This is a genomic window from Variovorax brevis, from assembly GCF_030317105.1.
Lineage (GTDB): Bacteria > Pseudomonadota > Gammaproteobacteria > Burkholderiales > Burkholderiaceae_C > Variovorax > Variovorax brevis.
On the sequence record NZ_JASZYG010000016.1, the window covers coordinates 1 to 15,764 of the forward strand.

Consider the following 15,764-nt stretch of genomic DNA (forward strand, 5'->3'; position numbering starts at 1 on the left):
GGTGACATCAAGCGCTTTTCCAGTCCCCAGAAGCTCGTGAGCTACCTCGGGCTCAATCCGAGCGTGCACCAGTCCGGCGACCACCCCGCCTACCACGGACACATCACGCACGTCGAGTTCGAGTTGTTGCCACAGCACGCATGACAGCCAGCACGCTCCCCACTGGCGCGGGCGTTCCAAGCGCAGTTGGTCCAGACGGATGCCGATCGCATTCGCGTCATCCGCGGGCATCGAGCCGGCCGGAAACAGCGCCACCTGGCGTCTCGTTCCCTCGTCGTGCACCTCGATGGTCTTGCGCCAGGCTTCGCGCTGGCTCGCGTTGATCTCGCCCAGGTAGAGCACCTGCCTTTGCACCACGCGCCCATCGGTGAGTCGGCGGTTCTCCACCACGCTCCAGTAGTCGTGCGTCTTACCGTCCTTCAGCCGTCGGTTGCAGCGCAGGAACATGCGCGGCAGTTTAGGAACCCCTCGCCTGCATGCCAAGGACCAAGGTCTCCACCACAAGCGTTTCGCGCCGCCACCCCTATACCCATCAAGCACTTGCGTCGCTCAACACCCTCAAAATCGTCGAAATCGGGGTTGAGTTGAGAAAGATGGGTTAACGCCACGGCGCGCCGCGTCGCCGGACGCTCGACGGCAACGATGCCGCCCGCCAGGACGCCCGTGGTCCCGGACTCATCGACGCCGATTGAGGTCAATAACAGGCGATTATCGAGGGTAAAAATACAGTGGAAGAGGGCGGGTCAACGCCAGACTGTTCGAGGTCCATATGAGTGAAATCCGGGAAATCAGAAGCGCTCGTGGCATCCAGCAAGAGGATGTCTTCAAGGCTGCGATGCGCTCCTTTCCGAGGGGCTGCGGCCCACCATCGAACGCGTGCGGCTGAAGATCGGGCGCGGCTCGCCCAATACCGTGAGCCCCATGCTGGAGCGCTGGTTCGGCACGCTGGCGTCACGGGTTGCCGGCGGCGCGAACCCGTCGGCGAATCTCGCAGCGGGCAACGACGCGGATGGCGTGCCGGTGTCGGTGCGCAATGCCACGCGGCTCCTGTGGGAGACGGCGCGGCGCGAGGCCGAGGATGTGCAGCGGCAGGAACTGGAAAGCGCGCGGGCCCAGCTTGAGGATGCCGCGAACGTCTTGGCGGCTGGGCAGGCCGAACTGACACAAAGGGTGACCGCCTTTGAACAGGCGCGTGCCAGCCTGGATGCAGCGCTGGCCTCCTCGCAACAGGCGCGCGAAACCCTGGAGCGGCAACTGGCCGATCAAGGCGCAGAGAGCGCACGCTTGCGGGCGATGTCCGAACAGGAGATCGCCCTGCTGAACGCCCTCCTCCAAGAGGCGCATGCTGGCAAGGAGGTGCTGCGGCAGGAGCAGGCGGCGGCTCTGGCCGCGCGGGATCAGGACTTGCGCGACGCCGAAAACAGGCACACTGCGCAGGAACGACGCATGCTGGAGGAAGTCGACCGGGTTCGCCAAACGCTGAAGCAGTCCGAGGCCGGACTGGCCAGGGAGCAGAAGCAACGCATCCAGAGCGAGGAAGCCGCGGCCCAGGCGCTGGAGACCGGCCGACGGATGCTGCGAGACACGCAGCACGCCGCCCAGCAACTCGAGCGTGAGCTTCGCGATCAACTTGCCAATCAAGGAAGCCTCTTGGCTCAGTCGCAGTCGCAAGGTCAGCACTCCAGCAGCGGCTGGACGATCTTGAGCGGCAGCTCACGGATGAAAAGAAATCGCACGAAAACACGCGCGGGCTGCTCGCCGGCGCCTTGGCCGTGCGCAAGACGGTGGGGTCACGCAAGCCGTCCGTTCGACGGGGCAAGGCGTAGGCCGCCCAAGGGTGGTCGTACTTTCTTTCCAGAATGGTGCGGCTTCGCCTGAAAAGTTGTTGCGCGACAAGGACTTACGATATCCGGTCAGTGCGCGAAAGTCGTCCAACTAAGCTGTTGATTTCTAAAGGGAAATCTCGCGTAAGCGTGTCAATTTGTCGGAAAAGTAGTTCTGCATCAACGCCGTCGCGCCTCCGTGCAAAAATCGACAGTCGCTTTAATAGTCCCGGAGGCACTACAGATGAAGAAGGATGCGCTGTTGGCACTAATCGCAGAGACTGCTTACAACGTGGGATATGGCGCGAAAAAGCATTTCGCCACTTATGACATCGTTGAAAAACTCCCAGGATGGGTCGCGCTCTTCTCCGCCGCCGCCGGAATTTTTGCCTTGTTTATTCCGTCCATGGAGCAAAAATGGATGGCTGCGTTTTTTATCGTAATCTCAATTGGTACGGCCACAATAGTGATCTACGACAGAGATAAGTCGAAGTATGCAGAGGCGGGAACTCAGCTTACGACAAGATTTCATGAATTGCGAATGCTTTATCAGGCAGTGAAAGAGCAGCCTGATGGAGTGGATCTGCCTACCTTTGAGAAGCAACACAAAGATATTCAAAATCAAGCTCTCCAAATTCCAATCTCAAAGCAGATCTTTATGAGCGACTGGTACGCGCATTACAAGTTTTTTTGGCAAGGACAGACAAACTGGATTGATGAGCAACTCCACTTCAAACTATTCCGCGATAAGATCCCCTTGGGAATGATCTTCGTGCTCTGTTCTGGATTCGTAGTGCTGATTTGGTTTCTTTTTATTAGTGCGCCAGCCCTTGTGTCATCGTTATGCAAGGTGGTTGGATGATTGCAGCCTTATTCAAAAAATTCCGATCGAACATTGCTGTTTCAAATGCAGGCGAAATATCGACTTCGTACGCCACAATCACGACACGCCTCAATAAGGACTTTTGGAGTTTGGACTCCGATTCGGTCCACCGGAGACAAGTCGGCTCTTACGGGCGCGGCACAGCCATCCACGGTATCAGCGACCTTGATATGGTTTTCGAACTTCCATGGGAGATGTACGAGCGATTCAGACGCCATGAGAACAACGGCCCATCTCAGCTACTCCAAGCCGTGAGGCAGTCGCTTCGGAAGCGGTACAACGGCACCGACATCAAGGGCGATGGCCAAGTTGTAGTAATCAATTTTAAGAATTATGTGGTTGAGGTGCTGCCTGCATTCAAAGACGTGGAAGTCGACGGCTATCGCTTCCCAGACTCTAACAATGGAGGTGGTTGGAAAGTTTGTAAGCCCATTAAAGAGATGGACGCGGTTGACGCGCGTTCCATCAAGACAAATCGAAATTACAAGCATGTCTGCAAGATGCTCCGGGCTTGGAAAAACACGCATGGCATCAATATGGGTGGCTTGCTGTTGGACACCCTCGTCTACAATTTTTTCTCTCAAACCGATGCGTATGATAATGCGACCTACGCCTCATTTGACGAGTTGATGGTGTCGGTATTTAGCTATCTTGGTGGCTTGGAACACCAAGACTATTGGGCGGCACCAGGTAGCGGTCAACGAGTCTATGCGAGCGGGAAATTTCAATCTAAGGCGAAGAAGGCGTCGGTCAAATGCGTTGAGGCGAAAGAGGCTGACCGAGAATCGAGGAAGACCAAGCTCTACCGAGAGGTTTTTGGAAGATCATTTCCGGCGAGCACGGAGACTGTCGTCAAGGCTGCTAAGTCGGCAGACCGCGCCAAACCCACGACCGAAGAATTCATCGAAGACAAGTTCCCGGTGGATATTCGATATGACTTGGAAGTCGATAGCGAAGTTATGGGAAGGGGCATCGCCGCAGATCGTCTACGGCGGCTTGCAGCGGTCTTCACGTGGCTACCAGTCGGACGCGAGCTTGAATTCTTCGTGGAGGTTTGCACTGTTCCGAAGCCCTATGACCTCTACTGGAAGGTTAGAAACGTCGGGCCGGAAGCCGAGCGACGCGGCATTCGCGGGCAGATCTACCCCGATGGTGGCAGAGAGCGGAAGCGAGAGACGTCGGACTTTCATGGCGACCATTACGTCGAGGCGTATGTGGTGAAGGACGATGTGTGCGTGGCACGAGATGTCATTGATGTGCGCATAAATGGCGAGCACTGCTGAGGAAGTTGTGTATACGCGCAGGGCGGATCAGAGATTCCATAAGCCCGCGGGGCATACGGGAGTTCGACTACACCTGAGCCTCGAGCTCGTTAAGGCGTAGCGCGAAGAAGAGAAGAAGAGCGCCTCGACGAGCACTGGGAACCCCGCGGTGGGCAGCGGCCGTGCGGACAGCCGTGCCTGCCCGAGCGGCGGAAACACCCTGTGAGCGCTGCTCCGGTGGACGTCGCCGGCGTGCGATTTGCTCACTCGATTGCCTTGGCCATGTCTTCCACGACTTTCTTGGCGTCGCCGAAGACCATCATGGTCTTGTCCATGTAGAAAAGCTCGTTGTCGAGTCCGGCGTAGCCGGCGGCCATGGACCGCTTGTTCACAATCACCGTCTTGGCCTTGTATGCCTCCAGGATTGGCATGCCGTAGATCGCGCTACCTTTGGTGTGCGCCGCCGGGTTGACCACGTCGTTGGCCCCCAAGATGATGACCACGTCGGCCTGCGCGAACTCGCCGTTGATGTCCTCCATCTCAAACACTTGGTCGTACGGCACATCCGCTTCGGCCAGCAGCACGTTCATGTGGCCTGGCATGCGGCCCGCCACAGGGTGAACGGCGTACTTCACAGTCACGCCTCTGAGTGTGAGCTTTTCGGCCAGTTCGCTCACCGCTCGCTGCGCGTGCGCGACCGCCAGACCATAACCGGGGACAATGATTACCCTCTCAGCATTGCTCAGCATATGAGCTGCGTCGTCGGCGCTGCCCCTGCGGACCGTCCGCCTTATGGAACCGTCTGCGCCCGCTCCTACGCCGCCGAAGCCTCCTAGGATCACATTGGAGAACGAGCGGTTCATCGCCTTGCACATGATGTAGGCAAGGATCGCGCCGGAGCTGCCCACCAAGGAGCCGGCAATAATCAGCATGGCGTTGTTAAGGCTGAAGCCAATGCCTGCGGCGGCCCAGCCCGAGTAGCTGTTGAGTACCGACACCATCGTCGGCATGTCGGTGCCCCCGATTGGGATGACCAACAGCACTCCCAGCGCCAAGCCCAGCGCAATCACCAGCACAAAGTCCATCCAGCTTTGCGAGTGCCAGAAGCCAAAGCAGAAAAAGATCGCCGCCAGCGTCAGTACAAGGTTGACCTTGTGCCGGCCGGCAAACTGCACCGGCGCACCCTGAAACAGGCGGAATCTGTACTTGCCCGACAGCTTGCCGAAGGCGATCACCGAGCCGGTAAAGGTGACCGCGCCGATGAAGGCCCCCAGCGCGAGCTCGATGCGGGTGCCCGCGGGAATTGGTTGGCCAAGCGCCACGATGCCGAAGGCCCAAGGCTCTTCCACCACGGCCACGGCAATGAACACGGCCGCCAGCCCGATCATGCTGTGGAATAACGCAACCAGTTCAGGCATCCGACTCATCTCGACCTTTTTGGCACGATAGGCGCCGTAGCCGCCGCCAACCACCAGGCCCATCAGCACCCAGACCATGCCCACGGCGTTGCCCCCGGCTAGCTTGACGATCAGCGCGGCGGTGGCAAGCACGGCAATTGCCATGCCGGTCATCCCGAAAATGTTGCCTCGGATGGAGGTGGTGGGATGCGACAGGCCCTTCAGGGCCTGAATAAAGCAGACGCTGGCAAGCAGGTATAAGAAGATGAACGGACTAGATTCGTCGATGATTTTGCTGCCAGAACTTGGACCGGGGACCGGCAAATCAAACCGATAGGGCCTTGGTACATTAAAGAATGCAATTGCAGCACCGAGGGTTGCGAGGGCCAATATCAACAATAGCTTCCAGACTTGGAAATATTTCCCGCCAATTATCCAATTAACTTTCGCTTGCCTTGATGCATGCGAGCTAGCTTTAGATGTTTCATTTGCTGTTGAGGTGGCCATGAAGCGCGAAAGCTCATCCTGGGCAATTGAGAGTTCTGCTAGTGCTGCTCCTACTTCATCGTCGCTTCCAAAGTCGACTGCATCATTTAGGAATGCAGCCATCTCCGAGTCTAGGTTCATCAAAGCGAATCGGGCGCGCAATTCATCGCGAGCGCTACTTGCCTCGGGAGTGCTCATACACGCTCCTCATTCTAATTGCAACTCGCGACGAACTCGCCGAAAAACTCGATCAACGATCGGACGCGCAAGAACTGCGTAGCGTTCAAACTGGGCCTGTTCGTCCGGTGTTAGTGATCCGTACTCTCGGGTCGCCTTACTAATTTCAGTCTGTGGCAATTCGCTACGCAACTTGTCAATCGAAAATTCGAGGCGCTTGCGGATTTTGTTCAAATCTGTTCGATTCATCACAAACAAACTCGCATGCAACTGGCATCGATCCTGCAATGACGCGAGCAAAGCACCGTCATTTCTTGCCAATTTTATTAGTTCATCCACTTCCGTGCCCAGCATCATTAGTCGACATGCAGACAGAAGGCGTCGAACAGCTTTGACGATTAGACGAGGCGATTTTCCACTGGCGGCAATATGCTCAGCAGCGTTCTCGACCAACCAAGCTAGGTAGGCACCTAATCTAAGCGGGTCCGACAGGTCGCGCGGTGTCCATGCTACTTCCGAGATTGAAACTTCTTGGAACGCGAAACTCCTAGCCGCCTCTGATCCGGCCTCTGGTACGCCGTAGTCCAGATCTAGAATCAAGTTGGTAACCTCGAACACCCCGAGAGAAGCCAACTCTGCAACAAAAATGCATTGCCGAAACGGAGCTGCTTGTAGTTTATCAACGACGTCAGATGAAGACAGGTTTTCAGCCCAAGGGGCTTTCCACGTCGTATGCTGTCCCAGTGACAAGCTCAAAAGTTGAGGCCCTTGCGCATCGCGCCGGCTCGCCAGCTCTGAAAGCCGGTCTTTGGAGTTGTGATCCAATTTCGGTACATACTCGCAGAAATCCAGATCGGAAATGTAGCGTATTTTGCCAAACTGGCATGCGCTTCCACTCAAGCAAATGACTGATCCGGGATCGACTTGAATTCGTGCTCCCAAGGCTGCCATCTTCCTTAATTCTCGCGCCAAAGGCATCATGTCATGCAAGAAGAAGGGAACGAATACATTATTTCCCGATACGGGAAATACAACATAGCCAATTTGTTCGCTATTGGCGCTGGCGCCCTGCGACCTCATCTTCCACGCAGCCGCTTGGGCAAAAACGTGCCAGTGCCCTTTAATAATTTTTCTGAATTCTTCGAGTTCTTTCGCACCTGCCAAATCGATGCTTCTCGTTGTTCTTCGCTGATGCCATTGCACGGCATTGGCGAGGATCTTGACCATGTCATAAAGGCCGCTCTGAATCAAGGCTTGGGCTCCATTGGGTAAAATGAGCAGGCAAAGGTGCCCCATGCAGCGACAGCCGTCCTCTGCCACCGCGCCGGCGTACTTGAGAAGTGAGGGTAAAGGTGCTGGCTTCGTCAAACAAGGTGCAAGCCCGAAACACAAGATAGCAGTACTTCGTTTCGTCATGGCGCCACGGACTTTGCGCAGCGTGTCGGCCCGTTCGGCCCGTCGGTCAATTTCCTGCAGGATCCCGGCTCTGCAAGTAGGTTGACGTCCACGATCTGGCGCTGGCGCCGCGTCTTCGACCATTCATTGTGGCTGCCCATCGATCCAATTCGGCGCGAATAGACCAGTCGACGGCCGTGTGCATCGCTGCCGTGAGAGTGCGGGCCAAAGTGGGGGCTACGCTGCCCTCCTGAGCAGTTCTGCGTCCCATCGAGAGTCTGGACCAAGCTTTGGCGCGCGAAGCGGAATCGGCATAGCCCGCGGCTTGAGTTCGTCGTTGAGTACTTGCACCCTCACCTGCGCCAGTAGATGGGCACCTTCGTCGGACCAGCGCATTTGCCGATGCTTGACCATGCGACTGCTGACGACCTGATTGACCGCGGACTCTGCGGTTGCACTGCTGATTGGCAGCCCTTTGCGATAGCGTCGGCCGTAGTTGACCAAGTAGCTGTCATTGGACCTGAGGTACCACCAGACCTTGCGCAGGTTCCACTGAAGAGTCGAGTAACGTCCCCTCGGCCAACACTCCGAATGCATCGTGAAGGTTTCTGGGGGTAGTCGAATGATAACACGCCCTAGGACTCGGCGGCAACCTCAACCCCGACGAGCACCCCGAGGACGAGCGCGGTAACGCGCGGGCGGGCACACCCTCACCCGAAGCAGTGGCCGTCTCGTTAGCTTGCATCGCTCGCCACGCCGCTAGTCGATCTCGACATCGCGCCCGAGCCGGATGGCTCGCTGCAGGAAGGTCTGCACGTTCCAGACGTCCTGATAGCGATTTTCCAAGGTGTAGGTCTTACCTGCGGACTCTTCCTTGCAATCGACGACGAGCGGGTGCTCGGCGCGGATGCGATCTACTGTATCCGGCCGCAGGCGATGATGCGCATCGGTGACACGCCACAACGCCTGGTCGAGACCCGCCAATCGATCGAGGACACCCTGCATCTGCGCCGACGTCAGGATGATGCGGCCTTCGTCGTTCGGTCTGGTCACGACGTCGTCGAGGAACTGGCGCAACTCCCGGCCGCGCGGCGGATCGACGACGTTCCAGAGAAAGGTCGCAATGTACAAGTAGGTACGGCCCGCCTCGATCTCGCACGGATGGGGCGAGTCGAGATCGTCGTCGCACTCGCCTGCGCGCACATTGAGCAACCGCATCGACATCACGGGCCTCCTCTGGCCGGCGGCGCCAGAATCCGGTCGATCAACTGGTTCATGTCGGCCTCCGTCAGCCCCAGCGACTTGTCGAAACCCTTGCCTTCGAGCCCGCGGGTACGACTTTGTGCCGTGCCGGCACTGCCGAGATCGACCTGATTCGTAATGTCAAGGGTTCGGTTGACGTGCAGGCGAACAGTGGTATCGCCGCTCGCCATGCGTTGGATTGCCGCAAGTGCTTTGGCATTCTGCGCCCGCGCACTGCTCGGCGTCGAATCTTTCGATGTTCCGGTCTTCACCTGTTCGAGCGCGCTCAGCCTCGCTTTTCCACCGGTGCCGCCCTGCAGGACGAGGATGTCGATGTCGGTCATGCGTTTCCAGACCTTGCCGTCCAGCTCATGAATCTGCAAGTTCTCGCCCGGATGTGCCGCCTTCGCCTCCGCGAGGGTCCGGAAGCTGCCGAACTGCTCCACCACTTCGACATCACCGATTACCTGATAGCCGGCGTCCGCGTTGAATTCCTGCCTTGCCTCCACGCGCGCCAGATACTCCCCAATCTTGCCTTGCAGGGCCGGACGGTCGCCAGCCGTGATCCCTGATTGCACCAGTGGGTTCTCGTAGAATCCGCTCCCACGCAGGCGAAGCTCGGCGGCGGTAACGCGCTCGTTCGAGGGGACTTTCATCGCTTGCCGCTGGCCTTCCTCTATAAGCGAGTTTTCCAGGCCTTTCCGGCTCGCGCTCTTGCTCTCGAAGTCGCGCAAGGCGCGCTCCGCACCCTTCTCCTGCACTTGCCGCAAGAACTCCATCTGCGCTTCATCCGAGTGCAACTTGAGAAGCATGTCCTTCAGCTTGATTCGCGCCGGCTCGGGTGCCGTCACCGTCAGGGATTTCAGCAACTCGACACGCGGATTGAGCGTCTCGATGACCGTTATTATCTTGCCATCCGGCGTAAGGGTCTCGAACGTGCGCGCGCCGCCTTCGCCGACCGTCACCTTCTCGGTCTTGCCGATGACCGGGACGATGGCGTCGATCCGCTCGCTCGGGCACTTGAACAGCCCCGGCCCCATTCTTTCGAGCGTGAGCAGTGCGTCGACGCTCTTCGTCTTGGTGAGCGCCGCATCGACCTGACCGCGCAGCTCGGTCAGGTCCTTCATCTCCATCCCCATCTTCTTCAGGATGCCGCCGTCCTTCGGCGGATTGGCTGCATCGGCCTGCGCCTTCTCGTGGATCTCGGTCAATACCTGCGAGCGCTCCTCGAGCCACGCGCGCTCATCGGCGACGAGCTTGCGCGCACTGACGAGGTCCTTCGTCCCTTCGAGCGCTCCGGCGCGCGCCCGCAGTGCATTGATGGCGGCGTTGTTCGCTCGCAGCCGCGTACCGAACTTGTAGGCCGCGCCCTCCAGCGGCTTGAACATCGGCTGCGTGACCTTCGAGATCGCGTTCTGCGCGATGTACATGACGAGCGCCTGCACGGCGATCTCCGCAACCTCGCCCCGAGTCAAATGCTTGCCCGTCTTCACGAGCTTGTCGATCTCCGCCTTGGCCAGCGACATCGACGTGAGCAGCACCATCTGCCCGCCGCCTTTCGCGATCGCGGAGAGCTTGGCGGCCTCGGCGAAGGCAGCGAACTTGCGTAGCGCGCCGAACATCAGCCAGTTCGCGCCGAACTCGAAGGCGATGTGACGCGCGTCGTGCTTCTCGTCGAGCACGATCTGCGACAACGCGGTGAAAACTGCGGCCTCCCCCGCGCTCACCAGGATGATTCCACCGGTCGACAGCCCCGTTGCGGTCGTGCCGAGCCCGAGCCCGATCGCCCCGGCCGCAAACACATCCGCGAGCCCAGCGGTGACGACCGTGATGACGAGGAGCCCGACGAGCTTGCCGATGATCTTGTCGCGGGCAGCATCCTTAAGTACGCCCTGAATCTTCCCGAAATGCGCCCGCAACGCGGGATCGGCCCGCAGTGCATCCACCTGCGTCTTTGACTGGGTGCGGCTCGCCTCGTCCCCCTTCCTCCAGAGCGCGTAGGCCTGCTTCCAGCGCGCGTGAAATTGATCCCCCTCCTTCTGCAGCAGCCTCGCGCCGATTTGCGTCCCCGGCGAGGACCAGAAGCTGTCCGCCGCGTCGTCGAGCGCCGACCACGCTGCGTCGATCTGATCCATGTTCGCGACAAACTCTGTCTCCGAAGCGAGATCGGTGATCTCCCTCGCCAGCTGCTCCAGCAACTTTGCCGCTGCGTCCGGGTCGCTGAGCGCGGTGGCTTTCGCCGTCGCAAGCCGCCGTCGCAGCGCCTCTTCACGCTGACTCATTCCCGCGACACCGTAGTCGTGCTCGGCACCACCCCGTTTGGTCTTGCGCGCGTCGTCGAGCGAGCGCTGAACGCCGGACAGGGCGCCTTCAAGATATTCGATCGGCAGTTGCCGGGCATCCTCGTTCGCTTTATCGAGCAACTGCTGGCCGTTGCCGGGCGTGTCGCTCGCGAGCATCGCGTTGGAATAGCCCATTGCTACTCGATGCATGGCGTCGCGAACGTACGGCGGGAGGTTGAGTCCGCCGAGCTTCACCGTCGCGTCGGTTACCTTCTTCGTCATCTCGTCGAGGTGCTCGACGAGCACCCCGAAGCCCGTCGAGATCGTGACGAGCAGCCGCTGCTGCGACTCGATCTGCGCGCCCCACGACTTCGCCTGTGCGTCATCGCCCCCGGCGATCGCCGCACGCCGCTTTCGCAATCGATCGAGCAATGCCGTCGGGCCAGCCACATTGGGATCCCTGCCCATGCCGAAGCGCGCACCGGACGCGGCGATCTTCGAGACGATCGCAGTGTTCTCGTCGATGAGGCGCAGCGCATCGCCCTTCGTGAGCACGATGGTCGCGATCCCTGCGGCCTGATTCTTCGCGATCTGATCCGCGAGCGGGCCTTGCTGTGCCTCCAGCAGAGGATCGCCGAGCTCGTCGAGGTTCGCGCCCAGCGACTGGAGTGATTTCTGGTGATGCGCGAGGAGCTGGTTCGCTCCCGTGAAGCCGAACAGGGGAGCGGCGGCGACGGCGATTTTTCCTGCGCTAATCGAGGAGCCGAACAGCGCGTTCGCCACTTCCTCGACACTCGGATCCGAAGGCGTGGTCACGCGAATCCAGAACGTTCCCTTGCGCGGCGGCTCCCAGCAGAAGCAAATGGGCCGCAGCACACCGCGTTTGCCGCGCGCGTCCGGATTGGCCGCACGGAAGCCCTGGTAGTCGAACTTCGCCCGGCCACACAGGCCAACGATAACCGGCTGGTCGATGGCGTGACTAGGGATGATGTCCGCGGGATTCGGACGCGGCGGATCGAGCAGCGATGAGTTGCGCTTCTGTTCGGCCTCCATGCCCAATGCGACCGCCGCATCGATGTAGCGTGGCACGATGCGTCGCAGAGACTCGTGGACCTTCCGGGTCAGCGCCTGCCCAAGCTCGACCGCGACATCGGCGAACCAGCGTTGCGGCCCTTCGTTGCTCTTATCCTCCGTCCACGTCTTGTTGTCGTCGGTGACCGTGACTCGGCCCTTCTTGCGTCCTTTGTCGATGAGCGTGTCGATTCTGAGCGGCGCGAGATACGTCGCCAGCTTGTTGGCGAGGTCAGCGCCACCTTTGCCGACCAGCAGGGGACCCGGAAGGTCCGGCGGCGAAATGTACAGATAAGGCGTGCCCGTCGGGAACGGCTGCTCTGCGAGAAAGCGGAAAACTTCGTCGCCAATGCGCTCGGTAAACGTCGCAAAGTACGTGGCTGCGTTGACGTCCTTGTCATCGGCATCGTCGCGCTGCACGGTCGCGGCTGGCGACGAGCGTCCCTGTTGCATCACGTGCGTGAGCTCGTGAGCCAGCAAATGTCGGCCTGAGACCGAATCAGGCGAAAACTTCCCCGCGGCGAACGCAATATCGCGGCCGACGGTGAACGCGTTTGCGTTGATTGAGCGTGCCGTTGTAGCGGCATTCGCATCGGTATGAACACGCACGCCGCTGAAATCCGCGCCGAAACGCGGCTCGAATAAGGAGCGGGCCGACGCCGGTAGGGGGTTCCCTGCGCCAATCATCGCGTTGATGTGGCCAGACACGGAGCGAGGCGCCTGCGTCACCGCCGCTGAGATCTCCTTTCGTTGGAGCTTCGCGTGGCTGTCTTCCTCGTCGCGGTGTTGAGCCTGGCGCTGGACTCGATGCGCATTGGTGGTGGGTGCGGGATCCGCCATCCCCATGACTCGGTCTGCAACGCTGTCCGCTTCGCGCTCGTGCGCGTCGCCGGGCTCACTGATGGTGAGCTGACCTACACCGACGCTCGGCTTGGCCGGTCCCGCGCTCGATCTCGCTCGATCGCCACCACCGCGCACGCGATCGACAAGGCTCCGCGTCCCCTCGTTTCCGAGCCGCTGCTGCAGTGCCTGCCCGGCCGAGGGCGCGCGATTCTCGGCTTTCGCACGCTCGACCGCCGCAGCCGTTTCACGGCGCGAGGCGTCCGGCACCGGACGACGTACCGATTCACGTTGGTCGGACATGCTCGCGCGCGGGCGACTCTAGCTGCGCTTCGACTTATGCGAGCCCTTCGACCCCGTCGGCGCGTACGAGCTCTGAGGCTCCTGCTTCGCAGCGCCCTCGGCCTGGCTCTCTGCACCCTGTGCCTCAGCCTGTGCCTCGGTCCGTGTGTCAGCCTGTGCCTCACCCGGCAGCTCGTACTCCAGCGCTGTTTCCTCCCGGCTTTCCCAGCCCTGATCCTTGTACTGCTGCGCGCGTTTGCAATCTTCCAGTTCCTTCTGTACCTGCGGATCGCGCATCAGCATCGGACGTATGAAGCGCCGCACGCGATGATCGGCCTTCCACACGGGATGCTCCGGATCGTTGTCGACACGGTCGAGGCGCGCGAGCAACACGCAATCACACTCGCAACTCGCGCAGTCTTCGCAGTCGCATCCGCACTTGCCGAGATAGTGATCCTTGTAGCAAGGATGCTCCGGATTCGCGCACCAGCACTCATCGTCCGGCACGCCCTGCGGGGGGTCGCTCGGCGTGCCCTCTGCACAGCTGCAGGTGCACGCCGGCCGCGACCGCATGATGCGAATCTCGAATCCCGTTCGCTCGCGAGTGCAGACCGAAGCAGCCTCGTCGTCATCAGACGAGCACATCGATGTGCGCGGTGAGCAGCACTTCTCGGTGCCGCACAACGCCACCCACACGCGGCCCGGGATCTCGGGATTGCACTTCTCGTCGAGCACGATGCTCTGCGCCTGCGGCACATGGATGGGATCGCCCTGGCAATCGAGTGCCAGACCGCCTTCGACCGTGACCGTGACCTTCCCGCAATTCACCTTCGTGCCGACGACGAGTCCGCAGACTACGCCGCAGCCGAACAGCGAGCGGAACATCAGGCGGTTCAGGTCGCGGGTGTAGAGGTTCAACTGCTCCAGGTCTTCGTGCTGCAGAAGCATGCCGGGGCCGAACTTCGCGCGGACGAGCGTCGAGTTGCCCTTCACGCTTGCGAGCGGCTGATGGTTGGCGTTCATGACTTAGGCTCCTTGAGCTCGATAGGTGTTGTCGTAGCCTCGCGGCCGCGAATCGCGCGGGTGCACGCGAAAACTGGAAAAGAACGTGCCGCCCGGCGTGCCATTCCCGGTGGGCGCCGGCGAGAGACCGACGGCGTTCGCGTCCACCGTCTGACCATTGCAGTCGACGATGTAGTCGCCGCGGACCTCGATCTCTACTTCTGTCTCGTGCTGGTTGAATACCTTCTTGCGACTCTCGATCGCATCGTTGACCCAGCCGGCATCCACGACGAGCGTCGCGCGGACAACGAATCCTGGCTGGCCGGGCGCATCGACCGTCTCGACGTCGATGATGGGCACGCGGCGCGCTTCGCCCCAGCCGGCTTCGTCCTCGGGCACGATGACCGTCATCGTGAAGCAGTCGGTGCGCACGGTGTCCTTGCGCACGGCGCGCGAGAACTCAACCCAGTACGCGAGCGTCACGTTCCGGCCGCTGCCGGAAGCGGACTCCTTGCCGAACGACTCTCTGAAGGCATCCCAATGGATCGGGTCCTTTGCGCGATGCCACCGCGCCCAGCCGATGTCGCAGATCCGCGTGAGGTCGCAGCCGCGGATAAGGTCGAACAGCACGTCGTTGCGCTTCACGACGCGTCGCGAGCCGCAGGCTTCGACGTCTTCATCGAACAGCCAGTTGTCGCAGTTGCCTTCGCGTAGGTGCACGCAGGCGATGTCGACTCCGTGACGGAGATCGACGCGAACCCGACCGCACGGCTCGTCGATTGCCTGCAGGCAATCGCAGTTGAGGTCCGACGGTCCGCCATGCTCGCAGAGGCATTGGCAGCCGCCGCGTCGAACCGGGTTCTTCGTCGTGTCGGTATGCCCTTCGTGCTGATGCTCGCGTCGCTGCTCGTTTTGATGTTCGTGCTGATGCTCGTGCTGATGCTCGTGTCGATGCCCCTCGCAGCACCGGCCGGTTCCGCACTCGCAGTGGAGCTCGCAATCGACCGCCTTGCAGCACTCCGCGCAGTTCACGCGACGCAAGGAGAAGCGCACGGTTTCACACACGTGATCCCATTCCTTGCGCTCGCAACTGCAGGGGTCGTTGACCTTTACCGGCCCGACGTTCTGCTCAGCGTAGTGCGCGCTCAACATCCAGCACGCTTTCGGATGCTGGGAGCGCTGCCTCTCGTCGCACCGCTCGTACGGCTCGTACGAACCTTTCGGCGGTTGGTCGAGCGTCCCGCCATCCGCATCCAGCAGAATGACGTCGACCACCGCGAGCGCCTTTGCGCGCGCAATCAGCAGTTCGCGTCCGCACTCGTCGAGCGCAAGACCCGCGGTCACTTCGAGTCCGCCCGAAGCCCCATGTCCGGCCGACGATTGCGTCTTCACGCTTAGGCCGTAGACAACGCCCCAGCCGTGCATAGCGCGATTGAGGAGGCGCCGCCGTTCGAGGAGGTAACTCTGCTCGACCCGGAACGAATCAGCCGTGAGGCGCTTACCCTCGAAGTACTGGTTTCGCAGCCCCGAGTCGCACGGCGCATCGGTGCAGCACGGTTGCGACATGGCACCGCGCGGCGGCGGCGTTCGTGTTGTGTCACTTCTTTGCATGGCTGAATCTC

9 protein-coding genes and 3 pseudogenes are annotated in these 15,764 nt (G+C 60.5%); 4 read left to right on the forward strand and 8 right to left on the reverse strand.

Features of this window, described 5'->3' with window-relative positions; all coding sequences use genetic code 11:
• A pseudogene (locus QTI66_RS31585) lies at positions 1-108 on the forward strand (transposase); the annotation flags it as partial.
• A 6-nt stretch (positions 109-114) separates the two neighbouring features.
• Here QTI66_RS31585 and QTI66_RS31590 read toward each other — a convergent pair.
• Positions 115-447 (reverse strand): annotated as a pseudogene (locus tag QTI66_RS31590) (IS1634 family transposase N-terminal domain-related protein); the annotation flags it as partial.
• Positions 448-876: 429 nt separating this feature from the next.
• On the opposite strand from QTI66_RS31590, the gene QTI66_RS31595 reads away from it, so the two are divergent.
• The 3 genes from QTI66_RS31595 (at position 877) to QTI66_RS31605 (ending at position 3,989) form a co-directional block, all read left to right on the forward strand.
• Positions 877-1,878 carry a DNA-binding protein gene (locus QTI66_RS31595; RefSeq protein WP_444815076.1) on the forward strand — a complete coding sequence of 334 codons (1,002 nt, stop codon included), beginning with the start codon at positions 877-879 and terminating at the stop codon, positions 1,876-1,878.
• 189 nt (positions 1,879-2,067) lie between these two features.
• The gene (locus QTI66_RS31600; protein ID WP_286564310.1) at positions 2,068-2,685 is read left to right on the forward strand and encodes an SLATT domain-containing protein; all 618 of its coding nucleotides are present in this window, start codon (positions 2,068-2,070) and stop codon (positions 2,683-2,685) included.
• A complete protein-coding gene (locus QTI66_RS31605; protein ID WP_286564312.1) occupies positions 2,682-3,989 on the forward strand; it encodes an SMODS domain-containing nucleotidyltransferase in 1,308 nt (435 codons plus the stop codon). Before QTI66_RS31600 ends, QTI66_RS31605 begins: the two co-directional genes overlap by 4 nt.
• A 242-nt stretch (positions 3,990-4,231) precedes the next feature.
• Here QTI66_RS31605 and QTI66_RS31610 read toward each other — a convergent pair whose 3' ends face one another.
• From QTI66_RS31610 to QTI66_RS31635, 7 genes and pseudogenes are all read right to left on the reverse strand, one after another.
• Positions 4,232-5,632, reverse strand: coding sequence for an NAD(P)(+) transhydrogenase (Re/Si-specific) subunit beta (locus QTI66_RS31610; protein ID WP_286564390.1), 1,401 nt, complete (start codon positions 5,630-5,632; stop codon positions 4,232-4,234).
• Positions 5,633-6,058: 426 nt separating this feature from the next.
• Positions 6,059-7,567 (reverse strand): hypothetical protein, encoded by a 1,509-nt coding sequence (locus QTI66_RS31615; RefSeq protein ID WP_286564313.1) that lies wholly within the window; start codon positions 7,565-7,567, stop codon positions 6,059-6,061.
• A 93-nt stretch (positions 7,568-7,660) separates the two neighbouring features.
• Positions 7,661-7,924, reverse strand: a pseudogene (locus QTI66_RS40010) (hypothetical protein); the annotation flags it as partial.
• 258 nt (positions 7,925-8,182) lie between these two features.
• On the reverse strand, positions 8,183-8,647 hold the full coding sequence (locus tag QTI66_RS31620; protein ID WP_286564314.1) for a hypothetical protein: 465 nt from the start codon (positions 8,645-8,647) through the stop codon (positions 8,183-8,185).
• Positions 8,647-13,161: an eCIS core domain-containing protein gene (locus tag QTI66_RS31625; protein ID WP_286564315.1), complete on the reverse strand. Its 4,515-nt coding sequence runs from the start codon at positions 13,159-13,161 to the stop codon at positions 8,647-8,649. The genes QTI66_RS31620 and QTI66_RS31625 overlap by 1 nt, the downstream gene beginning before the upstream one ends.
• An 18-nt stretch (positions 13,162-13,179) precedes the next feature.
• Positions 13,180-14,133: a hypothetical protein gene (locus QTI66_RS31630; RefSeq protein ID WP_286564317.1), complete on the reverse strand. Its 954-nt coding sequence runs from the start codon at positions 14,131-14,133 to the stop codon at positions 13,180-13,182.
• Positions 14,134-14,166: 33 nt separating this feature from the next.
• Positions 14,167-15,753 (reverse strand): hypothetical protein, encoded by a 1,587-nt coding sequence (locus QTI66_RS31635; RefSeq protein WP_286564318.1) that lies wholly within the window; start codon positions 15,751-15,753, stop codon positions 14,167-14,169.
• Between the last annotated feature and the right edge of the window lie 11 nt (positions 15,754-15,764).

Excerpts from the sequence above, each read along its gene's own strand:
- QTI66_RS31625 (WP_286564315.1), bottom strand. The coding sequence starts at position 13,161 with ATGTCCGACCAACGTGAATCGGTACGTCGTCCGGTGCCGGACGCCTCG.
- QTI66_RS31615 (WP_286564313.1), bottom strand. The coding sequence starts at position 7,567 with ATGGTCGAAGACGCGGCGCCAGCGCCAGATCGTGGACGTCAACCTACT.
- QTI66_RS31635 (WP_286564318.1), bottom strand. The coding sequence starts at position 15,753 with ATGCAAAGAAGTGACACAACACGAACGCCGCCGCCGCGCGGTGCCATG.
- QTI66_RS31600 (WP_286564310.1), top strand. The coding sequence starts at position 2,068 with ATGAAGAAGGATGCGCTGTTGGCACTAATCGCAGAGACTGCTTACAAC.
- QTI66_RS31605 (WP_286564312.1), top strand. The coding sequence starts at position 2,682 with ATGATTGCAGCCTTATTCAAAAAATTCCGATCGAACATTGCTGTTTCA.
- QTI66_RS31620 (WP_286564314.1), bottom strand. The coding sequence starts at position 8,647 with ATGTCGATGCGGTTGCTCAATGTGCGCGCAGGCGAGTGCGACGACGAT.